General features: G+C 65.4%; 17 protein-coding genes. 8 read left to right on the top strand and 9 right to left on the bottom strand.

The genetic code is table 11. The annotated features are described in order from the left end of the window. Positions 1–59: 59 nt before the first annotated feature. The 8 genes from atpD to WAQ08_RS12865 form a co-directional block, all read right to left on the bottom strand. Positions 60–1475 (bottom strand): F0F1 ATP synthase subunit beta, encoded by a 1416-nt coding sequence (gene atpD / locus WAQ08_RS12830; protein WP_422191969.1) that lies wholly within the window; start codon positions 1473–1475, stop codon positions 60–62. 31 nt (positions 1476–1506) lie between these two features. Then, positions 1507–2373 (bottom strand): F0F1 ATP synthase subunit gamma, encoded by an 867-nt coding sequence (gene atpG, locus WAQ08_RS12835; protein ID WP_422191970.1) that lies wholly within the window; start codon positions 2371–2373, stop codon positions 1507–1509. 12 nt (positions 2374–2385) lie between these two features. Next, entirely contained in the window at positions 2386–3939 is a 1554-nt protein-coding gene (atpA, locus tag WAQ08_RS12840) for a F0F1 ATP synthase subunit alpha (RefSeq protein WP_422191971.1), read from the bottom strand. 154 nt (positions 3940–4093) lie between these two features. Next, positions 4094–4627 (bottom strand): F0F1 ATP synthase subunit delta, encoded by a 534-nt coding sequence (locus WAQ08_RS12845; protein ID WP_422191972.1) that lies wholly within the window; start codon positions 4625–4627, stop codon positions 4094–4096. A 2-nt stretch (positions 4628–4629) separates the two neighbouring features. Next, complete coding sequence (locus tag WAQ08_RS12850) at positions 4630–5100, bottom strand: F0F1 ATP synthase subunit B (protein ID WP_422191973.1); 471 nt, start codon at positions 5098–5100, stop codon at positions 4630–4632. Positions 5101–5150: 50 nt separating this feature from the next. Continuing rightward, positions 5151–5405 (bottom strand): F0F1 ATP synthase subunit C, encoded by a 255-nt coding sequence (gene atpE / locus WAQ08_RS12855; protein ID WP_422191974.1) that lies wholly within the window; start codon positions 5403–5405, stop codon positions 5151–5153. Positions 5406–5463: 58 nt separating this feature from the next. Further along, complete coding sequence (atpB, locus tag WAQ08_RS12860) at positions 5464–6369, bottom strand: F0F1 ATP synthase subunit A (RefSeq protein WP_422191975.1); 906 nt, start codon at positions 6367–6369, stop codon at positions 5464–5466. Between the two features lie 12 nt (positions 6370–6381). Continuing rightward, positions 6382–6795, bottom strand: a complete 414-nt coding sequence (locus tag WAQ08_RS12865) for an ATP synthase subunit I (protein ID WP_422191976.1) — start codon at positions 6793–6795, stop codon at positions 6382–6384. A gap of 638 nt (positions 6796–7433) precedes the next feature. Between WAQ08_RS12865 and WAQ08_RS12870 the strand changes: the two genes are divergently transcribed. The 6 genes from WAQ08_RS12870 to WAQ08_RS12895 all read left to right on the top strand — a co-directional run bounded on the left by WAQ08_RS12870 (position 7434) and on the right by WAQ08_RS12895 (position 14316). Next, positions 7434–8324 (top strand): hypothetical protein, encoded by an 891-nt coding sequence (locus WAQ08_RS12870; protein WP_422191977.1) that lies wholly within the window; start codon positions 7434–7436, stop codon positions 8322–8324. Between the two features lie 2 nt (positions 8325–8326). After that, positions 8327–9967: a GH3 family domain-containing protein gene (locus WAQ08_RS12875; protein WP_422191978.1), complete on the top strand. Its 1641-nt coding sequence runs from the start codon at positions 8327–8329 to the stop codon at positions 9965–9967. Positions 9968–10040: 73 nt separating this feature from the next. After that, on the top strand, positions 10041–11138 hold the full coding sequence (locus tag WAQ08_RS12880; RefSeq protein WP_422191979.1) for a hypothetical protein: 1098 nt from the start codon (positions 10041–10043) through the stop codon (positions 11136–11138). A gap of 65 nt (positions 11139–11203) precedes the next feature. Further along, the gene (locus tag WAQ08_RS12885) at positions 11204–12208 is read left to right on the top strand and encodes an HlyD family secretion protein (protein WP_422191980.1); all 1005 of its coding nucleotides are present in this window, start codon (positions 11204–11206) and stop codon (positions 12206–12208) included. Positions 12209–12243: 35 nt separating this feature from the next. Next, positions 12244–13179 (top strand): ABC transporter ATP-binding protein, encoded by a 936-nt coding sequence (locus WAQ08_RS12890; protein ID WP_422191981.1) that lies wholly within the window; start codon positions 12244–12246, stop codon positions 13177–13179. 12 nt (positions 13180–13191) lie between these two features. Further along, positions 13192–14316, top strand: coding sequence for an ABC transporter permease (locus WAQ08_RS12895; protein ID WP_422191982.1), 1125 nt, complete (start codon positions 13192–13194; stop codon positions 14314–14316). On the opposite strand, the gene WAQ08_RS12900 is transcribed toward WAQ08_RS12895, so the two are convergent. Further along, positions 14288–15694, bottom strand: a complete 1407-nt coding sequence (locus WAQ08_RS12900; RefSeq protein ID WP_422191983.1) for a hypothetical protein — start codon at positions 15692–15694, stop codon at positions 14288–14290. The genes WAQ08_RS12895 and WAQ08_RS12900 overlap by 29 nt on opposite strands. Positions 15695–15832: 138 nt before the next feature. Here WAQ08_RS12900 and hemE point away from each other — a divergent pair, with 138 nt between their 5' ends. Together hemE and WAQ08_RS12910 are read left to right on the top strand one after the other, a co-directional pair. Next, a complete protein-coding gene (hemE, locus tag WAQ08_RS12905; RefSeq protein ID WP_422191984.1) occupies positions 15833–16939 on the top strand; it encodes a uroporphyrinogen decarboxylase in 1107 nt (368 codons plus the stop codon). A 312-nt stretch (positions 16940–17251) separates the two neighbouring features. After that, on the top strand, positions 17252–21877 hold a 4626-nt coding region (locus tag WAQ08_RS12910; RefSeq protein WP_422191985.1), incomplete at its 3' end, for a DUF6531 domain-containing protein.

Consider the following 21877-nt stretch of genomic DNA (forward strand, 5'->3'; position numbering starts at 1 on the left):
ACATAGCGGAAGCTATGGCGAGCACGGCAACGCCGCCTGCCGCCCGAAGGCGCCGCTGATTACATCGTCTTGGCTTTTTCGAAGGCTTCGTCGATTGTTCCGACCATGTAGAACGCTTGCTCAGGCAGGCTGTCGCATTCGCCGTTCACGATCATCTTGAAGCCGCGGATGGTTTCCTTCAGGGGCACGTACTTGCCGGGCGAACCGGTGAACACTTCGGCCACGTGGAAAGGCTGCGACAGGAAACGCTGGATCTTACGGGCGCGGGACACAAGCAGCTTGTCTTCCGGAGCCAGTTCGTCCATGCCCAGAATGGCGATGATGTCGCGCAGTTCCTTGTAGCGCTGCAGCGTGCCTTGCACGGAGCGGGCCACCGAGTAGTGCTCTTCACCGACCACGTGCGGGTCCAGCTGACGCGAGGTCGAGTCCAGCGGGTCCACGGCGGGGTAGATACCCAGCGAAGCGATGTCACGCGACAGCACCACGGTGGAGTCCAAGTGGGCGAAGGTCGTGGCAGGCGACGGGTCGGTCAAGTCATCCGCAGGAACGTACACGGCCTGGATGGACGTGATCGAGCCGACCTTGGTCGAGGTGATGCGCTCTTGCAGACGGCCCATTTCCTCGGCCAGCGTGGGCTGGTAACCCACGGCGGAGGGCATACGGCCCAGCAGCGCGGACACTTCGGTACCGGCCAGGGTGTAGCGGTAGATGTTGTCCACGAAGAACAGCACGTCACGGCCTTCGTCACGGAAGGACTCGGCCATCGTCAGGCCGGTCAGGGCCACGCGCAGACGGTTGCCCGGCGGCTCGTTCATCTGACCGTACACCATGGCCACTTTGGATTCGGCCAGGTTGTCCTGCTTCACGACGCCTGCGTCAGACATTTCGTGATAGAAGTCGTTGCCCTCACGGGTACGCTCGCCCACACCAGCGAACACCGACAGACCGCTGTGGGCCTTGGCGATGTTGTTGATGAGTTCCATCATGTTCACGGTCTTGCCGACGCCGGCGCCACCGAACAGGCCCACCTTGCCGCCCTTGGCGAACGGGCAAACCAGGTCGATCACCTTGATGCCGGTTTCCAGCAGTTCGGTCGAGGGCGACAGTTCGTCGTAGGCCGGGGCCTTGCGGTGGATCGAGGCGGTGCGGGTCTGGTCGACCGGGCCCTTCTCGTCGATGGGGTTGCCCAGCACGTCCATGATGCGGCCCAGCGTTGCGGGGCCCACGGGCACGGTGATGGGGGCGTCGGTGTTGCTCACGACCATGCCGCGACGCAGACCGTCGGAGGAGCCCAGCGCGATGGTACGGACGATGCCGTCACCCAGCAGCTGCTGCACTTCCAGGGTCAGGGTCGAGCCGTCCATCTTCAGAGCGTCGTACACCTTGGGCATCTGGTTGCGCGGGAACTCCACGTCCACCACGGCGCCGATGCACTGAACGATCTTGCCCACAGCTTGAGCTTGTGTGTCAGCCATTTTTCGTTCCTTCAATCAATTAAATCTGGGGTCAGACCGCGGCCGCGCCGGCAACGATCTCGGACAATTCCTTGGTGATCGCGGCCTGGCGGGTCTTGTTGTAGACCAGCTTGAGCTCACCGATCACGGAGCCTGCGTTGTCGGTTGCCGCCTTCATTGCCACCATGCGCGCCGATTGCTCGGACGCCATGTTCTCGGCCACGGCCTGGTAGACCAGCGCCTCGACGTAGCGCACCAGCAGGTCATCGATCACGGCCTGTGCATCAGGCTCGTAGATGTAGTCCCACTGATGGTTCTCGTCGGCTTGCAGATCGCCGGCCTTCAGAGGCAGCAGCTGCTCGACCACGGGCTCCTGCTTCATCGTGTTGATGAAGCGGGTGAAGCACAGGTAGACCGCACTCAGCTCGCCAGCCGCGTAGGCATCGAGCACCACCTTGGTCGGGCCGATCAGCTTGTCCAGGTGGGGCGTGTCGCCCATGCCCGTGACATGCGAGACCACCTTGGCGCCGATCCGGTTGAAGAAACCGAACGCCTTGTTGCCAATCGCGACCACGTCCGACTTCGTGCCCTGACCGTCCAGCTCACGGAGCTTGTTGGTCACGGCGCGCAGCACGTTGGTGTTGAGACCACCGCACAGGCCCTTGTCCGTGCTCACCACGATGAAGCCCACCTTCTTGGCGCCATCGTTGGCGATCATGAAGGGATGGACGTACTCGGGGTTCGCCTTGGACAGGTTGCCAGCGATGTTGCGCACCTTTTCAGCGTAAGGCCGGGCCGCGCGCATGCGATCCTGCGCCTTGCGCATCTTCGAAGCCGCGACCATTTCCATGGCCTTGGTGATCTTCTTGGTGTTCTCGACGCTCTTGATCTTGCCGCGTATTTCCTTGCCTGCCGCCATGGCGTGCTCCTTTTAGGCGAAGGTCTTCTTGAACGCTGCGATGGCCGATTGCAGTTCGGCTTCGGCGTCCTTGTCCAGGGCCTTCGATGCTTCGAGCTTGCTCAGCAGCGCGGCGTGGCTGGTCTTGAGGAACTGGTGCAGGCCGGCTTCGAAGGCCAGAACCTTCTTGACGTCCACATCGTCCATGAAGCCCTTGTTCACGGCGTACAGCGTTGCGCCCATCAGCGAGATCGGCAGCGGAGCGTACTGAGCCTGCTTGAGCAGTTCGGTCACGCGGGCACCGCGGTCCAGCTGCTTGCGGGTGGCTTCGTCCAGATCGGAGGCGAACTGCGCGAACGCGGCCAGCTCACGGTACTGCGCCAGGTCGGTACGGATACCGCCGGACAGGCCCTTGATCAGCTTGGTCTGGGCAGCACCACCCACGCGCGACACCGAGATACCGGCGTTGATGGCGGGACGGATACCGGCGTTGAACAGGCTGGTTTCCAGGAAGATCTGGCCGTCGGTGATCGAGATCACGTTGGTCGGCACGAAGGCGGACACGTCACCGGCTTGCGTTTCGATGATGGGCAGAGCCGTGAGCGATCCCGTCTTGCCCTTGACTTCACCCTTGGTGAAGGCTTCGACATAGTCGGCGTTCACGCGGGCTGCACGTTCCAGCAGGCGCGAGTGGATGTAGAACACATCGCCAGGGAAGGCTTCGCGGCCGGGAGGGCGGCGCAGCAGCAGCGACACTTGGCGGTAGGCCACGGCCTGCTTGGACAGGTCGTCGTACACGATCAGGGCGTCTTCACCGCGGTCGCGGAAGTACTCGCCCATGGCGCAGCCGGAATAGGCCGACACGAACTGCATGGCAGCCGAGTCAGAGGCCGTAGCGGCGACGACGATGGTGTATTCCATGGCGCCGGCTTGCTCCAGGGCACGCACGACGTTCTTGACCGACGAAGCCTTCTGGCCGATGGCCACGTAGATACACGTGACGCCTTGGCCCTTCTGGTTGATGATCGCGTCGATGGCGACAGCGGTCTTGCCGGTCTGGCGGTCGCCGATGATCAGCTCGCGCTGGCCACGGCCGACGGGCACCATCGAGTCGATCGACTTCAGGCCGGTCTGCAGGGGCTGCGACACCGACTCACGGGCGATCACGCCAGGGGCGATCTTCTCGATGGGAGAAGACAGCTTGGCGTTGATCGGGCCCTTGCCGTCGATGGGCTGACCCAGGGCGTTGACCACGCGGCCAACCAACTCGGGGCCGACGGGCACTTCCAGGATGCGGCCGGTGGTCTTGACCACGTCGCCTTCGGAGATGTGCTCGTAGGCACCCAGAATCACGGCGCCGACGGAGTCGCGCTCGAGGTTCAGGGCCAGGCCGTAGGTGGGGATGCCGCTGGCGTCAGCGGGGAATTCCAACATTTCGCCTTGCATGGCATCGGACAGGCCGTGCACGCGGACGATACCGTCGGTCACGGAGATCACCGTGCCTTGGTTGCGAATGTCGGCAGCCGCGCCGAGACCTTCGATGCGGCTCTTGATCAGTTCGGAAATTTCTGCGGGATTCAGTTGCATTGCGTTGCTCCCAGTCTGGTCAAGGGCTGCACGGGGCAGACCTCGTTGACGACGACCGGCTGGATTTCAGGGTTCACTTGACAGCCCTGAAGGCCAGCCAGTGGGGGTTGGGCGACCATGTGTGCACCAGTCTTGGACAGACGGCTCTCCGGGGTCAGGCCAGGAGGGCCGTCTTCATGCGCTCCAGGCGGGCCTTGACGGAGGTGTCGAGCACCTCGTCACCCACCACCACGCGCACGCCGCCGATCAGCGTCGGATCCACCTGGACCGACAGCTGCAGCTTGCCGCCGAAGCGCTTCTCCAGCGAGCCCCGGATGTCGGCCAGTTGGGCCGCATCGATCGGGAAAGCGCTGTAGACGATGGCTTCGGCAACACCCTGACGGGCATGCACGAGGGTTTGGAACTGCTCGGCCATCAGCGGCAAAGCCGCCAGACGACCGTTGTCGAGGACGGTACGCAAGAAGTTGGCCACGGCTGGCGCCAGCGCCACCTTGGCGGCACCTGTCAGCACCTCGAAGACTTGCTCCTTGGTGACGACGGGGTTGTCCGCCAGGGACCGCAGCTGCGGGTCGCGGGCCACCGCGGCCAAGGCCTCGACCTGACCGACCCAGGCAGCCTGGTCGGCATCGGGCGCGGCCTTGAACAAGGCGTCGGCGTACGGACGGGCGATGGTGGCAAGCTCGGCCATGATCACAGCTCCGTTTTCAGGCGGCTCAGCAGGTCAGCGTGGACCTGGGGCGAGACTTCGCGCTGCAGAATCTGCTCGGCACCCTTGACCGCCAGCGTGGCGACCTGCTCGCGCAGGGCCTCGCGGGCACGCACGACCAACTGGTCGGCTTCGGCCTTGGCGTCGGCGACGATCTTGGCGGCCTCGGACGCTGCGCGCGCCTTGGCATCCTCGACCAGCGTGTTGCCACGCTTCTCGGCGTCAGACAGACGCTTGGCGATGTCTTCGCGGGACTGAGCGAGTTCCTGCTGCACGCGCTGGTTGGCGGAGGCCAGTTCGGACTTCGCCTTGTCAGCGGCAGCCAGGCCGTCCGCGATCTTGGTGGCGCGCTCGTCGAGAGCCTTCGTGATCGGGGGCCACACGAACTTCATCGTGAACCACCACAGGATCCCGAAGACCACGATCTGCGCGAACAGCGTTGCGTTCAGATTCACGGCTCGGACCTTTCTCGGTTAATTGAAAAACTCAGTCGAGAAGGGACCGATCAGGCAGCAGCTGCGACGAAGGGGTTCGCGAAGGCGAACAGCATGGCGATACCCACGCCGATCAGGAAGGCGGCGTCGATCAGACCGGCCAGCAGGAACATCTTGGTTTGCAGTTCGTTCATCAGCTCGGGCTGACGGGCGGTGGCTTCGAAATACTTGCCACCCATCAGGGCGATACCGATACAAGCACCCAGGGCGCCCAGACCGATGATCAGACCACAAGCCAGCGCGACGTTACCCAACACGAGTTCCATGATTGCTCCTAAAGAAGAAAGTGAGGTTGGTGAGAAAAAGGGAGGGGAAAGGGAAGGGTCAGTGACCTTCGTGGGCCTGACCGATGTACACCAGGGTCAGCATCATGAAGATGAAGGCCTGCAGGGCAATGATCAGGATGTGGAAGATGGCCCAGGCCGAGCCGGCAAGGATGTGGCCGATCCACAAACCGATGCCGCCCAGGGAACTGAGGCCAGCCGCCCCCATCAGGGCGATCAGCATGAACACCAGCTCGCCAGCGTACATGTTGCCCCACAGCCGCATGCCGTGGGAGATGGTCTTGGCGCCGAACTCGATGAGGTTCAGGGCGAAATTGGCAGGGGCCAGCAGCACGGCAGCGATGCCGTGGGCGTGGAAGGGAGCGCTGAACAGCTCCTTGATCCAGCCGAACAGACCCTTGATCTTGATGTTGTAGTACAGGCAGATCAGCAGCACCGAGATCGACAGGCCCAGCGTGATGGACAGGTCGGCGGTAGGCACGACACGCATGTAGGCGTGGTGCGGATCGTGGCCCGTCACGCGGTGGGCCTCTTCCCAGAGGCGGGGCAGCAGGTCAACCGGCAGCAGGTCCATCGCGTTCATGAAGAAGATCCACACGAACACGGTGAGGGCGGCAGGCGCCACGGCGCGGCGCGAGGCGGCGTTGCTGATGATGCCCTTGGCCTGGGTGTCGACCAGTTCGACGAGCAGTTCGACGGCAGCCTGGAAGCGGCCCGGTACGCCGGACGTGGCCGCACGGGCGGCACGCCACAGGATGAAGACGGCCAGCAGGCCCAGCGACACCGACCAGAAGACGGAGTCGTAGTTGATGTAGTTCCAATCAACGATGCCCTGCTTCTCAGAAATGTTCTGAAAGTGGCGCAGGTGGTGATTGATGTATTCACCGGCCGTGGGGCCGCGTTGGGCCACGGCGCCGGCCGCGGTAGCGTGTGCATCAGCAGACATCAGCAACTCTCGTCAGACTCTAGATTTCTTGGAGCCCTGCCAAAGCAGGACCAGCCCATTGACCTTCAGGCACAACACCAGGGTAACCAGCAGCGCAACCCAGTTCAGCGACAGCACCCACTTGGGCGCCATGGCGAGCAGGGCCGCTACCAGCGCCAGCTTGACGATCTCCCAGAACAGGAGCCCGCCCAGACTGCGCCCCGCCCCGCGACCGAACACCCCGCGCACCATGAGCGCGCCGGGCACCACCACCACCGCGGCGCCATAAAGCGCGGAGATGAAAGATGGCAGGTTGCGAGAAAGGCCCCCCCAGATCACCGCCACGATCACCCCGATCAGCGCTTGCAGCGCGATCACCCGCCAAGGCGAGAGGGAGGGGCTTTTCGCGATCAGGGCCCGAGCCTCGTCTCGCGTGAGCGGTATCACCGGGGGCTCGGGATCTTGCTGCGGCCAGAATGAATCCTGCCACCCAGCAGACGCAGCCGCTTTCGTTGGAGCCCCTGGGGCCACCGCAGGGGAGGATGGCATGGGCTTTTCCATGAAAGAGCTAGGACCACTTTGGCCATCGAACCAACCTGCCTGACCTCATTTGATCCGGGACGCAACCCGAGCCAAATGAACCAGACCTGTCTGCTGACAGCGAACAAAAACCCCGACCTGATGTCGGCAAAACCCAAAGATTATACGTGCTTACCCCCACGCAAACCAAGCCCCCCTCACTTCGGACACGACAGACAAGGCCTGATGCCCCCGTGAATGGACGATGAAGGCCCTGCGCACCAGTCGCGTGCGCACGACAGAAAGGGTACCTGACACTGGAGCATCGCGCCCCCCAAAGGTGGCGCGGCTCCGCCGCAGCGGGCCCTGGAAAAAAGCCGCGTGACGCGTCAAATCTAACGCGTCATCCCCCGATTGGGGGGAGCCCCCGGGCAAGCCCCATCCTGTCTATAAAGAGGCCGCTGGCATGCTCTTGAATAATTTTTCACAGAAACACTTTGTTTCCGGCCTTCCCTCCATGTGGCACCGCGTGGAGCGCGTCAGGGGGCCAATCACGGAGCAGCACCATGGCCAGTCCCGCGCACAAGGAAAAGACCCGGACCTTCTTCCGGCCGATCTCGTCCGTCACGGTGTCGCACATCAAGCAGATGTATGAGCTGTACTCCCAGTACTACGAGAACACCTCGCTGGACATCTTCCTGAGCGATCTGAGCAAGAAGTCGGGCGTGATCCTGGTCGAGCGCAAGTCGGATGACCGCCTGGTGGGCTTCTCGACGCAGACCTTCTTCGACCTGAAGGTCGAGGGCAAGCGCGTGCGCGGCATCTTCAGCGGCGACACCATCATCGAGAAGGAATACTGGGGCAACAACGACCTGGCCAACACCTTCTACCGCCGCCTGATCATCGAGCGCATCAAGCGCCCCTTCGTGCCGTTTTACTGGTTCCTGATCTCCAAGGGGTACAAGACCTACCTCTTGATGACCAACAACTTCTACAACTACTACCCCAAGGTCGATGGCAACCGCCCCGGTCGTGATGACCACTACCGCGCCATCACCGAGGCCTACTGCCAGCAACTGTTCCCCGATGCGTTCGACCGCAAGAACATGGTGCTGGACTTCGGCGAGGACTACGTGCGCCTGAAGGGCGAAGTGGCCGACATCACGCCCGAGCTCAAGGCCAGCAACCCGCACATCGCCTTCTTCGACAAGGTGAACCCGGGCTGGCGCCGCGGCAACGAGGTGCCCTGCCTGGCCGCCTGCGATTACGAAAGCCTGTTCCGCTCCATCGTGGACGTGCCCTGGAAGTGGGTGAAGAAGCACATCCTGGGCACGCACAAGCCCGAAGGCCTGGCCATCGCGCGCAAGATGGACAACGAGCAGCGAGCCCCCGCGAACACCACGGCCTGGCTGGACACCGATGTCCAGGACGGCCTGGAGCGCGGCAAGGCTTCCTGAGCATGGGCGTCGGAACCTCCTTCGGCCACCAACTCCTCAAGCTGCTGGTCACCCCCGGGTGCCGGCGTTTCGAACGGCACCTCGGCGAGCTGGAGCACATCCAGCGTGGCCGGCTGTCGCGTTGGCTGGCCGCCGTGGCCGCATCCCCTGAAGGCCAGCGCTGCGGCGTGCGTGCGGACTGGACCTGGGAGCAGTTCGCCCAGCACATGCCCCTGACCACCTACGGAGACTACGCCGAGGCGCTGGAGCGCCAGCGTGCGTCGCGCGGGCGCGAGATGGTCGATTCGCCAGTGATGCGCTACCAGCCCACCAGCGGCTCGACCTCGGCCGTGAAATGGATCCCGTACAGCAAGCTCTTCCTGGACGAGCTGGACGAGGTCATCAGCGCCTGGGTGGGCGATCTGTACCGCCAGTTCCCGCAGCAGGGGCGCGGCACGCACTACTGGTCGCTGTCCTGGATCCCGACGGACATGCGTGACCAGACCGCCGGCGACATCAACGACGACATGAAGATGCTGTCGTGGGGCAAGCGTCTGCTGGCCTACCTGACGCAATCCGTGCCGCAAGAGGTGGCTCTGGCCGAAACCTCGGACGACTCGCTGTTCGCCACCGTGGCCTACCTGGTGGCCGATGAAACGCTGGGCTTCATCTCCGTGTGGAGCCCGACCTTCGCCCTGGGGGCGTTGGAGCAGCTGGCGCGCTGGCGCGAAGAGCTGGCCCAGGTGCTGGACACCGGCCACTGGGGCGCCCGCCAGGCCCGCATGGCGGAGGTGGCCTGCCCGCGCTCGGCCCGCGCCGCGCAACTACTGCGCGCCTGGGACGGCAAGCTGGCCCCCGAGTTCTTCGCCAAGCTGTGGCCCGGCCTGGCCGTGGTCAGCTCCTGGGACACGGCTGCTGCCGCCCCCTGGGCCGACAAGTTGCGCGCACTGCTGCCGCACGCCAACTTCCAGGGCAAGGGTCTGTGGGCCACCGAGGGCGTCGTCACCTTCCCCTTCCAGGGGCGCTTCCCGCTGGCGTATCTCAGCCACTTCTACGAATTCGAGGACACGGCCACCGGGCAGGTGCTGGCCTCGTGGCAGTTGCGTGATGGCATGCAGGTGATCCCCATCATGACCACTGGCTCGGGCTTCGCGCGCTACAAGATGAGCGACGTGGTGCGTGTGGATGGCTTCCTGGGCCAGGTGCCCTGCCTGACCTTCCTGGGCCGCAACGACGGCGTCGATCTGGTCGGCGAGAAGACCAGCGCCACGCTGGCCCAGCAGATCCAGGATGGCCTGGCCCTGCACGGCGCCCTGCCCGTGACCCTGCTGGCCCTGGACCAGAGCACCCGCCTGTCGCCCGGCTACGCACTGCTGGTGGAGTGCGCGGAAGGCACCGACCGCAGCGCGCTGGAAGCCTCGCTGGCCGGCCAGCTGGAGCGCGCGCTGCTCAACAACTTCCACTACAAGCTGGCGCGCGAGCTGGGCCAGCTGCAGCCCGCCGCCTGCGTGGCCCTGCCGCACATGCGCGACATCTACCTTGATCAATGCCGCCTGCGTGGCATGGTCGAGGGCAACATCAAGATCGAGCCGTTGCGCCACTGGAAGGGACAGATCCCCGACGTGCTGCGCCACGCCCTGGACGAACCGGCCGTGGCCGCCTGACCGCCCATCAGCGTCACGGCCCTGCAGTAAACCACCCACGCCGCCCACACCCAACGCATTCGACGAGGACACCATGACCATCACCGTGCGTCTCGGCACGCCCGCCGACAATCCGAAGATCCATGACCTGATCAGCAAGATCACCATGCCCGGACCGGCTGAAATGTGTTTCCAGCGCCAGCCGGATTTCTTCACCGGCGCCAAGGTGATCGGCGACGAGTTCATCCTGACCGTGGCCGACGACTCCGAGCGCCCCGAGGTGCTGGCCGGCCTGACGGTGATCTCCGGCCGTGACCTGTACATCAGCGGCCAGCGCCGCCGCGTGTACTACTCGGGCGACACGCGCGTGGACCCGTACTACCGCCGCCGCGGCATCGCCTCGCAGATGTTCGTGGCGCAAAAGGAATACCGCAGCACCACCGACCTGCTGCAGGGCATCGTGATCAAGGACAACGTGGCCCCGCTGGAGGCCGCCAAGAACGCGGCTGACGGCGTGCTGTTCGACTACTGGGTCAGCCACACGATCGAGACCAGTTTCATCTTCACGCGCAAGCTCAAGCCGCGCATCCCCGCCGGCGTTGACGTGCGCGCCGCCACGGCGGCCGACGTGCCGGCCATGCAGGCCTTCTTCGACCGCGAGGCCCCCCGCCGCAACGGCTACCCGTGCTACGAGTTCGCCAAGGTGCTGGCCAATGACCCGTACTACGCGGGCATCTCGATCGGCGACTACGCATTGGCACTCAAGGGCGGCCAGATCATCGGCATCCTGGGCAGTTGGAACCAGAAGGCCTACAAGCAGACGCGCGTGATGGGCTTCAAGGCCCCGATCGGCCTGATCCGCCCGCTGTACAACCTGTACGCCTCCATCGCCGGTGGCTTCCGCCTGCCGCCGGTGGGCGGCGTGCTGAACTACCTGACGCTGCACACCACGCTGATCGCCAACGACGACAAGGACGTGTTCCGCGCCTTGATCGACTGGATCATGGCCAACCAGGGCCAGAAGGTCGACGCGCTGGCCTGTGGCATCACGCACGGCGACCCGCTGGTGGAGGTGCCGCGCGGCTACAAGCGCCAGAAACTGTTCTCCAGCCACTTCTGGCTGAGCTATGGCGACGACCCCCGCCCTGGCATCGACAATCGCCCATTGTTCGTCGAGCTGGGGCGCCTGTGACCATGTGACCGTGGCAGGCCCTCGACGCGCCTGCCGCCATGACCTTTGTTGAGTGAAGTGTTCCCATGAAGCGCCTGTTGTCCCTCCCCTCGCCCGCCCCGTCCCGCACCCTCCTGTGCGCCAGCGTGCTGCTGGCCGCCGCCGGCCTGAGCGGCTGCCTGCAGGATGACAAGCGCTCGCAACTGCCCGGCTACATCGAGGCCGACATCACGGCCGTGGCCTCGCCAGTGGCTGGCACGCTGTTCCAGATGGGCGTCAAGGAAGGGCAGGTCGTCAAGAGCGGCGAGAAGCTCTACACGCTGGAATCCAACCGCGAGCAGGCCCAACTGGCCGAAGCCCAAGCCCGCAAGGCCCAGGCCGATTCGCAGCAGGAAAACCTGTCCAAGGGTGCCCGCAAGGACGAGCTGGACCAGGTGCGCGCCAAGCTGCGCTACGCCAAGGCCCAGCTGGCCCAGATGCAGACCAACCTCAAGAAAAGCGAAGCCCTGGTCAAGAAGGGCTTCATCGCCGAGGCGCAGGTCGACTCCGACCGCACCGCCGTGGCGCTGGCCCAGGCCCAGGTCGAAGAGGCCCGCGCCGCACTGCGTGCCGCCAAGGAAGGCGCCCGCGACGACGAGAAGCGCGCCGCCGCCGCTCAGGCTTCGGCCGCTGTGGCCGGTGTGGCCCAGGTGGAGTGGCTGCTGCAGCAAAAGCAGGTCACTGCCCCGGTCGATGGCGTGGTGCAGGAGATCTTCGTGCGCCAGGGTGAGTTCGCGCAGACGGGCGCCGCCGTGCTGTCCATCCTGCAGAAGGACAGCCTGCGCGTGCGCTTCTTCGTGCCCAATGATCTGCGCCCGCGCTTCCTGCCCGGCTCGCAGTTTCAGGTGAAGGTGTCGGGCTGCGACGAGCCGCTCACAGCCCGCACCACCCGCGTGAGCGCCCGCCCCGAGTACACCAACCCGCTGATGTTCGGGCCCGAACTGCGTGACCGCCTGAGCTTCCTGACCGAAGGCCGAATCGAAGGCGCCAGCAAGTGCTCCGTGCCGCCCGGCACGCCCGTGGGGGTGATCCTGGCCTTGCAGCAAGGCTGACCCGACGACACGACTTCGACCAGCAAAGGCCTGACGTGTCCTCAGCGACCACCCTCATCGAGGTCAAGAACCTCACCAAGACCTTCGGCACGCACACCGTCGTTGACCAGCTCAACATGACGATCGAGCCGGGGCAACTCTACGCCTTCCTGGGCCCCAATGGCAGCGGCAAGACCACGGCCATCCGGATGATGTGCGGCCTGGTGCCGCTGACCTCCGGCGGCGGCACCTGCATGGGCTACGACATCGCCACGCAGTCGGACAAGATCAAGCCGCTGCTGGGCTACATGACGCAGCACTTCAGCCTGTACCCCGACCTGACCGTGCGAGAGAACCTGGAGTTCGTCTGCCGCCTGTATGGCGTGAAGGACATCCAGGGCCGCCTCAATGAACTGGTCAAGCAGTTCGCGTTCGACGACCTGGGCCGTGACCGCCAGCAGGTGGGCACGCTCTCGGGCGGCTGGAAGCAGCGCCTGGCCCTGGCCTGCGCGATGTCGCACCGCCCCAAGCTGCTGCTGCTCGACGAGCCCACCGCCGGTGTGGACCCGAAGGCCCGCGAAGCCTTCTGGGACATCCTGCAAGAGATTTCAGCCACCGGCGTGTCCACGCTGGTCAGCACCCACTACATGGACGAGGCCATGCGCTCGCACCGCCTGGCCTACATGCTCTACGGCCGCCTGCTGGTGGACGACCAGCCCGAAGAGGTCATCCGCAACAGCCACCTTGTGGCCATGCAGGTGGGCCTGAAGGGCCCGGTCGACCTGGTCGCCATCAGCCGTGATCCGCGCGTGGTGCGCCTTTCGCGCCAGGGCAACAGCGTGCGCCTGGTGGCCCGCTCGCAGGAGGATGTGGCCGGCTGGCTGCAAACCCTGGGCGATTCGGCCGGCGACGTGCACGAGATCGACGTGGGCCTGGAAGACGTCTTCTTCCACCTGACCCTGCAGCAGCAGGGCACCAACACCTCCTTCTGAGCGAGAGCAGTCATGTCTCCCCATCGCGTCTACGCCATCGCCCAGAAAGAGTGGCTGCACATGGTGCGCGACCGGCTCACCTTCATTTCGCTGATGATCGCCACCATCAGCTACGTGATCGTGTTCGGCTACGCCATCAACCCCGATCCGCGCCACATCGACACCATCATGGTGGACCACGACAAGAGCGAGTTCTCGCGCCTGTACCGTGCCGCCCTGATCCAGAGCGTCTACCTGAAGGTGGACCCGCGCGAGATGTCGGCCGAGCAGGCCAGCAACTACCTGCGCCAGGCCAAGACCTCCGTCGTCATCGAGATCCCGCCTGATTTCACGCGCAACCTGATGGCCGGCAAGACGGCGCAACTGCTGGTAGAAGCCGATGCGACCGACCCGGTGTCGCTGAACGGCGCGATCTCGTCGACCGGCGAGGTGGCGCGGCAGGTGGCCGCGCACATCCTGCGGCGCGACCAGCTGCACGTGCCCAGCACCGGCCCCAACGTGGACGTGCGCGTGCAGCGCCGCTTCAACCCGCAGGGCGAGCACACCTTCTACATCATCCCCGGCGTGATCGGCATGATCCTGAACATGTCGCTGATCATGATGACGGCGATGTCGATCACGCGCGAGAAGGAGCGCGGCTCGATGGAGTTCATGATGGTGACGCCCACAGCACCGTCTGAGGTGATCGTCGGCAAGATGATCCCCTACTTCTTCATGGGGATCGTGCAGGTGCTCAGCATCCTGGTGATCGCGTTCTGGCTGTTCAAGATGCCATTGACGGGCAGCGCCTGGGCCCTGGCCGCGCTGCTGTTCACCTACGGCGTGACCACGCTGATGGTGGGCATCCTGATCTCGACGGCGGCGCAGTCGCAGATCCAGGCCATGCAGCTGTCGTTCTACTACATGATGCCGACCATCATGCTCTCGGGCTTCATGTTCCCGTACAGCGGCATGCCGCAGTGGGCGCAGTGGATCTCGTCCACCCTGCCGATGACCTACTTCATCCGTGGGGCGCGGGGCGTGTTCCTCAAGGAGTTCCAGATGGCCGACATGGTGACCAACCTGTGGCCCATCGGCCTGGCCTTCCTGGTGTTCCTGGTCACCTCGATCAAGAGCTACCGCAAGACGTTGAATTGAGTGGGGCAGAGGTGCCAGCGTCTTTGCGTGCACTTTCGGCCAGACCCAGGAACACCTCGTCCAGACGGCGCAGATAGGCGTCCATGTGGGCCAAACCGGCCTCGCAGAGTTGCCAGCTCAAGGGCATGATGATTTGGTCATTGAGTTCGCTCACGATGTGCATCATCGACAGGCTGGGCACGCCAGGCACCCAGCGCAGCAGGCGCACCTGATCATCGGGGCGGTGCAGGTCTGCCACATTGCCCAGACTGGTGGCATGACAACTGATGCGAGGGCCGCGCCGCTTGCGCAGCATGTTCACCGTGATTGAGCCCAACAAGGTTCGCCCCAACCAGGGAACCAGACTGAACCAGGCATAGCCCCAGAACATTTCGCGCCGCTCGTAGCGGGCAACAGCGGCATCGACCTGCGCCTTGATTGACTGCGCCCGCTCGCTCAAGCTCTTTCTGCCCGTCTCGATCACCAGGAAGGCCCCTACATGATTCCCCCACAGGGAACCGTGGCCGTCCGATTTCGGAAAGTAGGGGCGCAGATCCAGCGACTGACGGATCACTGCCGCAGCCTGCGGATCGTCCGGAGCCTGCGCCAGGTAGGTTTCTGCAAGGGCCAACATGATCAGACTATTGACCGAGATGCCCAATCGACGCGCCAAAGGGCGCAAAGCGCTCGCACGACAAGGCACGGTGTAGTGCCTGAGCGCATGCACCGACAAGTAGGGGCCCTGTGGGCTGCACACCTGCAGCGCATGCAGCCCAGCCAAACTGCGGGCCTGCGTCACCTGGTGGCGGCGCGAGCGCCACATCTGCTGCGGCCACTGCCACCAGTGCGCCGGCTTGAGCGCACCCAGCAGCGACGGATCCTCCACAGGCTGCACAGGCATGGTCGGCTCGCCATTGAGTCGCCGCAGCAGCGCGGTGACCAACGCGATCATGGTGCGCCCATCACCCAGCATGTGGTGCATGCAGAAAAAAAGCACCGGGGTGCGCTCATGGGGGATGAACACGAAGCGGCAGCCCAGGCCATGCTCCAGCGGCAACACCTCATTGAGGAGACGGTTGTGCAATGCCTCAAGGGCACGATCATCAGTTGCATCGACATGGGCATCCACCCGCCACGCGTGCTCGAATTTTTGATCGATCACAGCACCATCCGGCAAGATGCGCAGATGATAGAAGTGAGCACCCGCCTCGGCCACCCCACGCAAGCGAGGAAAGACAGAGACCAGTTCACGCACCAACTGGCGCACCGTTGCCTCCGCCAAGGGGGCATTGAACTGCAGTAGATAGGGCTGCACCATGGAGCCCATCGCCCCATCGAAGGCCACGTAGCAGTGTTCCGTGTGATTGAGGGAAAAGGTGGGACCAGGTGTGTCAGGCATGGCGACATCATGCCGAGCGCCATCCTTCTCCGCCATGGTGATTTGTGCCTAGGGAATGTCGTGCACCCAAGCCACCCGAAACCCGCACGCCGCTGCCCCTCGGGCCAGCCCCCGCCGGTCGCCCCCTACAATCAGGCGATGATCCCCACCGTCCCCGCCCTGCCCCGCCTGGCCAATGACCGCTTCCTGCGGGCCTGCCTGCGCCTGCCCACCGACTGCACGCCCGTGTGGCTGATGCGCCAGGCCGGCCGCTACCTGCCCGAGTACCGCGACACCCGCGCCAAGGCTGGCAGCTTCATGGGCCTGGCCACCAACCGCGACTACGCCTGCGAAGTGACCCTGCAGCCGCTGGCCCGTTACGACCTGGACGCCGCCATCCTGTTCAGCGACATCCTGACGGTGCCCGACGCGATGGGCCTGGGCCTGAGCTTCGCGCAGGGCGAAGGCCCGCGCTTTGCCAGCCCCGTTCGCGACGAAGCCGCCGTGGCCAAGCTGGCCGTGCCCGACATGGACAAGCTGCGCTATGTGTTCGATGCCGTCAGCACCATCCGCAAGGCCCTGACCAATGCCGACGGCGCTGGCCGCGTGCCGCTGATCGGCTTCTCGGGCAGCCCCTGGACGCTGGCCTGCTACATGGTCGAGGGCAGCGGCTCCGACGACTACCGTCTGGTCAAGACCCTGATGTACCAGCGCCCTGACCTGATGCACCGCATCCTCGAGGTCAACGCCGATGCCGTGGCCCTGTACCTGAACACGCAGATCGAAGCCGGCGCCCAGGCCGTGATGATCTTCGACTCCTGGGGCGGCGTGCTGGCCGATGGCGCCTTCCAGGCCTTCAGCCTGGCCTACACCCAGCGCGTGCTCAGCCAGCTCAAGAAGGAGCACGAAGGCGTGCGTATCCCGCATATCGTGTTCACCAAGGGCGGCGGCCTGTGGTTGGAACAGATCGCCCACACCGGCTGCGACGTGGTCGGCCTGGACTGGACGGTGAACCTGGGCCAGGCTCGCCAGCGCGTGCAGGACCGCGTCGCGTTGCAGGGCAACCTGGATCCGAACGTGCTGTTCGCGCAACCCGAGCAGATCCGCGCCGAGGTGATCAAGGCGCTGGACAGCTTCGGCAACCCTGGCACCAAGGGCGGTCACATCTTCAACCTGGGCCACGGCATCAGCCAGTTCACCCCGCCTGAGCACGTGAGCACGCTGGTGGACACGGTGCACGCGCACTCGCGCACGCTGCGCGGCTGAGCGTGTAGCGGCACCATACTGCGGCTGAGCGCCCGAACGCGCGAAGCCGCTGCGCGATCCCTGGTCATGGGCTCCGCGCCTGACCTGCAGGTTGGCCACATTCCCCCCACGGAGGGATGGCCCCGCCGTGTCCTGATCTCTATACTGGCAGCGCCCCTTTGAAGATGAAGGGGCACGATTCGACTTGGCAAGGTGGCCGCCTCCGTATCCCCCTTGTCGCCCGGATCACCCATAAACCATTAAACAGGGAAGGCGTCGGCCCTTGAGGGTCGGGGCGGCAGCATGAGAAATCAAACAGGATCGGCATGGCCGGTGTCCGTCGCCCTATGGGCGTGCCTGGGCCTGATGCTGCCGGGGGCCATGCAGGCCCAGACCATGGCCGCGGCGGCTTCGCCAGCTCGTTCGGCCGGCCCCACATCGAGCTGCGGCGAAGCGACCGGGCCCACAGCCTGCGGGACGGGCGGCCCCGCCAGCAAGAACGACAAGACGGTGGACGAAAGCGGCGGCAACCCCATCAACGTGATCACCGGCAACAAGTACCAGCGCGAGGTCGACCTGCCCGCCCTGCCCGGCGTGCTGGGCCTGGAGCTGGTCCGCCACTACAACAGCCAGTTCAGCGGCGCCGGCTTTCCCAATGGCATCATGGGCCGGGGCTGGAAGCTCTCGTACGAGACCGAGTTGCACGTGGTGGGCCGCGCCCTGCAGATCGTGCAGGCCGACGGCGCCCGCCTGATCTTCAGCCGGGACCTGCTCGATCCCAGCCATTGCGGCACGTCGCGCGCGTCCGACGGGCGTATCGCCATCCGCCGCGGCCCGCGCGGCGATGAGTACGTATGGACCTGGCCCGATGGCCGTCGCCTGAGCTTCGACCACCGCGGCAAGCTGGTGCAGATCGCCGTGCCCACGGGCGAGTTCGTCACCTTGCAGCATGACGCCCGAGGCCACCTGGTGCAGGTCACCGATCCCCAAGGCCGCCAGTTCAAGCTCAACTATGCCGAGCGGGCGCGTGGCCAGGAACAGCCCGTGCGCTTCACCGGCGTGCAAAGCATCGACACGCCCGTGGGCCGCTACGCCTATGAATATGGCACCTCGCCACCCAAGGGCACGCAGGTCGACAAGATCCAGTTGGCGGCCAACCTGGTCAAGGTGCATCTGCCCACGCACTACGATGCAGACAAGCCTGCTCACCCACTGACCAGCCGAGGCACCACCACCAGCTCGGTCAGCCGCAGCTATCACTACGAAGATGCACGCTTTCCCACCCTGCTCACCGGCATCAGCGTATCTGGCAGCGGCAGTGATGGACAAGCGCTCAACCAACGTATCTCCACCTATGGCTATGACCAGCGCGGCTGGGCCGTGCACAGCGAGCATGCGGGCCAGAAGGTGGAACTGGCCGTGCTGGAGCGTGCCAGCTTGAGCGAGTTGCCCGGCAGCACACCAGGACTCAGCGTGCTGGTACACGGGCGAACGGCCGAGCGGCCCGATGGCCGACGCCTGGAGATCCGCAGCGCCATGGTGGCCGGCGACTACCGCATCACCGAGACACGGGGCGAGCCCTGCCCGGCGGCCTTGCCCTGCCCGCGGGCCAACATGCGCTATGGCTATGACCGCAAAGGCCGGCTGACCGAAGAGATCCAGCTTGATCGCCAAGGCAGGCCCCTGCAGGGGGTGCGCACGGCCTACGACCCGCTGGATCGGGTGATCAAGGTCAGCAGTGTCCCCTACCGCGACGGCAAGCCGGGGGCCGAACGCTGGATGCTGCGCTACGAATTTGGCGCCGCGGGCGAACAGCCCGCGTTGATCGCCAGGCCCAGCGTGGTGGCGGGCCGTGAGCACCAGATGCGGTTCACGTACAACGACCGAAGGCAAGTGCTCAGCATGGAGGAGACCGGCTACAGCCCGCTCAATGCACAGGGCCAGCCCGCGGCCCTGCCTGATCAGGCCAGCCCGATCAGGCGCATCACCCGTTACGAGTACGGTCGCATCAATGGTCGCAGCGTGCTCGTGGCGGTGGACGGGCCGCTGCCCGGTACTGCAGACACCAACCGCTACCAATGGGATGCCAAGGCCAACCACGTGCAAGCGATGCACCTGCCGCTGGGCATGGCGCACCGCTGGACACAGCACGACGAGGCCGGCCGCATCACGCAGGAGGTGCCCGCCGACGGCATGGCGGTGGCGCAGCAGTACCTGCCAACGGGCGAGCCCGCACAGTGGCGGCGAGGCGGCGCGCGGGCCCGGGCGGCCTTCGATGCGCTGATGCGCCCGACGCGCATCGAGCTGCCCGGGGGCGAGGTGCAGCACATCACGTACTTCGATGCGATGAAGGGTGCCCCAGGGATGTCAGACAGCCTGGCCCAGGCCGTGGCGCTGACCAGCAACCAGGGGCAGATGCGCTGGCTGGTGCCGCCCGTCCAGCCTGAACCGTCGGCACAGGCCGAACCCGGCATCCCCTCGTCCGCCTGGCCAGGCTCGAACGGTTGGGTGGACGACTTCGGCCGCCTGGTGGCGCTGCGCACCCCGCAGACGGGGCTGGAGGCCCGCCAGTACGACGAGAACAACCGCCTGGTGCGGCGCACGATGGCCGATGGCGGCACATGGGACTGGCAGCGCGATGCGCTGGGGCGCATCGTCGGGCACACCGTGCAGCGGCCTGGAAGCCCTGCGCAGGAAACCCGGCTGAGCTACGAAGGCGTACACCTCGTGCGCATCGAGCACCCGCACGAACAGGAGCGGCTGGTCTATGACGATCTGGGCCGCCTGAGCCAGCGTACCCTGGTTCGCCAGGCTGGCAAGGGGCTGGCCGGCCAGCAGGCCACCGAACGCTACGACCATGACGAGGCCGACCGACTGTTGGCGTGGCACCTGCCCGAAGGGGGCAGCCTGCGCTACGAATGGGGCGTGGGCCGCCAGCTCAAGGCCGTGAGGTACCGGGACGGGCGGGCCGAGGCCGTGCTGGGACAGACCGTGGCCGGCTGGCTGGGCGACCGGCTGGGCCTGGGCCAGCACACCGTGATCGAGCCATGGGCGGCCACGGTGGTCAAGGATGCTTCAAGCCGGGGGGCAGCCCAGGACACCTTCGCGCTGCCGGCCCTGTTCCAGTCGGAGCAGGGCTACCGCTGGGGCAACGGCGTGGCGCTGCGCTGGCATTTGAATGGGCAAGGCCAATTGGCGAGGATGCGCTGGGAGTTGCCAGGCCAGCGGGCGGGCTGGCTGGACGAGTGGATGACGGCGTGGCTGCCGCAGGCGCGGGCGCAGGCATCGCAAGCGGCCCGGACGGGCGCATCCGCGGCCTCGGCCTTGGACCCGGCCATGGCGCAGCCCGCCAACCCGGCGGCGCCCATGCTGATGCAAACGGGCTTTGGCTACGACCTGCTGGGTCGCATGCGGCAGCGCAGCATGCAAGAGGGCGAGGGCGAGGACGCGGCAGTGCAACACATCGGCTTCGCCTATGACACAGGGGGCCGCCTACTGCTGGCGCAGCCCGGGGGCGATGACGCCGCCGCAGCGAAGCCCGCTGCAAAACAGCCCGATGCGGCGCAGCCAGAGTACTACGCCTTCGACCCCCAAGGCCGTTTGCAAGCAGCCCGCTGGCAGGGGCAGGACCATGACTGGCGCGGTGTGAGCGTGCAGCGCGACGCGACGGGCCTGCCGCTGCGCATCGGCGGCATGCCGGGCCAGCTGGAACGCGTTCTGGCCTACAGTGCGGATCGGAGGTTGGCCGAGGTGCGGCAGGCCGACACTTTGCTGGCGCGCTACACCCACAACACGCACGGCCTGCGCATTGCGAAGACGGTCTACGGCCCGGGCGGGGAGGCCAAGGGTGCGCAACAAACGCAGTACCTGTGGCAAGGCATGAAGCTTGTCGCGGAAACGCAGCCTCAAGCCATCTCCGCAGCAGCCAAGGTCTATCCCGCGAAGCTGGCCCGCCGCTACGTCTACGCGCACAGCGTGCCGGTGGCGGTGATCGACTACGCCGATGGTGCGGAGCTGCGAGCCGATGAAGGCGACGTCGGCGCATGGTTCGTGGCGCTGTGGCGCTGGCTCAGCGCCGATGGGGGCGAACTGCGCTTCGTGCACGCCAACGAGATCGGCACGCCGGTGGCGGTGACGGATGCGAAGGCGCGGGTGATCTGGCGCGCAAAACCCACGGCCTACGGAATGGTCGGCCCCCAGACCGTGGCCCACACCGCCCATACGCCCGAAGGCTTCGCGCTGAACCTGCGCTTGCCAGGGCAATACTTCGATGCGGAAACCGGCTGGCACGACAACGTGCTGCGCACCTACGACCCGCAGCGCGGCGAGTACCTGGAGCCCGATCCATTGGGGCCGCTGCCCAACTGGCGTTCGGGCCAGTTGCTTACGCAGCCGTATGCCTACGCCAACCACAACCCGCTGATCTATGCCGATCCCTTCGGGCTGATCCTGTTCGCGTTCGATGGGACCGGGAACTCAGCGCCGGCACAAGAAGGCGCCAGCCTGTCGAATGTGCGGAAGTTTTATTTGGCGTATGACCAAGACATCAATGGGAGGGCCTTTTACATCACGGGCATTGGCACCACTAACGAAGACATGCCTGTAAAAGGCAGTGAGGCCACAGGCGATGGGTTCAAAGAGCGGCTGGCCTTGGGAACAGATTTCCTGGAGCAGTTCATCAAGAGCGACGCGGCCAACAAGGGCACTTGGCTGGATATCGATGTGGTGGGCTTCAGCCGGGGAGCGGCTGAAGCGCGTGCGTGGGTCAGTCAGATCGAGAAGATGTTGGGTGATTCCAGGCAGTTCAGCTCAGCGAACACGGGCGGCAACATGCGCTGCATCAACTTCCGCTTCATGGGGCTTTGGGACACAGTTCCCCACCTGGGGGCGAACCACGGCGATGAGAAGAACTATGACTTCGCCATTCCCGATTCAGTCGGCTTGGCCGTGCATGCCGTC

The organism is Aquabacterium sp. (assembly GCF_049274795.1).
GTDB lineage: Bacteria > Pseudomonadota > Gammaproteobacteria > Burkholderiales > Burkholderiaceae_C > Aquabacterium.

Bases quoted from the DNA above. Each gene is read 5' to 3' on its own strand.
- atpD (WP_422191969.1), bottom strand. From the start codon at position 1,475: ATGGCTGACACACAAGCTCAAGCTGTGGGCAAGATCGTTCAGTGCATC.
- atpG (WP_422191970.1), bottom strand. From the start codon at position 2,373: ATGGCGGCAGGCAAGGAAATACGCGGCAAGATCAAGAGCGTCGAGAAC.
- atpA (WP_422191971.1), bottom strand. From the start codon at position 3,939: ATGCAACTGAATCCCGCAGAAATTTCCGAACTGATCAAGAGCCGCATC.
- WAQ08_RS12845 (WP_422191972.1), bottom strand. From the start codon at position 4,627: ATGGCCGAGCTTGCCACCATCGCCCGTCCGTACGCCGACGCCTTGTTC.
- atpE (WP_422191974.1), bottom strand. From the start codon at position 5,405: ATGGAACTCGTGTTGGGTAACGTCGCGCTGGCTTGTGGTCTGATCATC.
- atpB (WP_422191975.1), bottom strand. From the start codon at position 6,369: ATGTCTGCTGATGCACACGCTACCGCGGCCGGCGCCGTGGCCCAACGC.
- WAQ08_RS12870 (WP_422191977.1), top strand. From the start codon at position 7,434: ATGGCCAGTCCCGCGCACAAGGAAAAGACCCGGACCTTCTTCCGGCCG.
- WAQ08_RS12875 (WP_422191978.1), top strand. From the start codon at position 8,327: ATGGGCGTCGGAACCTCCTTCGGCCACCAACTCCTCAAGCTGCTGGTC.
- WAQ08_RS12880 (WP_422191979.1), top strand. From the start codon at position 10,041: ATGACCATCACCGTGCGTCTCGGCACGCCCGCCGACAATCCGAAGATC.
- WAQ08_RS12885 (WP_422191980.1), top strand. From the start codon at position 11,204: ATGAAGCGCCTGTTGTCCCTCCCCTCGCCCGCCCCGTCCCGCACCCTC.
- WAQ08_RS12895 (WP_422191982.1), top strand. From the start codon at position 13,192: ATGTCTCCCCATCGCGTCTACGCCATCGCCCAGAAAGAGTGGCTGCAC.
- WAQ08_RS12900 (WP_422191983.1), bottom strand. From the start codon at position 15,694: ATGCCTGACACACCTGGTCCCACCTTTTCCCTCAATCACACGGAACAC.
- hemE (WP_422191984.1), top strand. From the start codon at position 15,833: ATGATCCCCACCGTCCCCGCCCTGCCCCGCCTGGCCAATGACCGCTTC.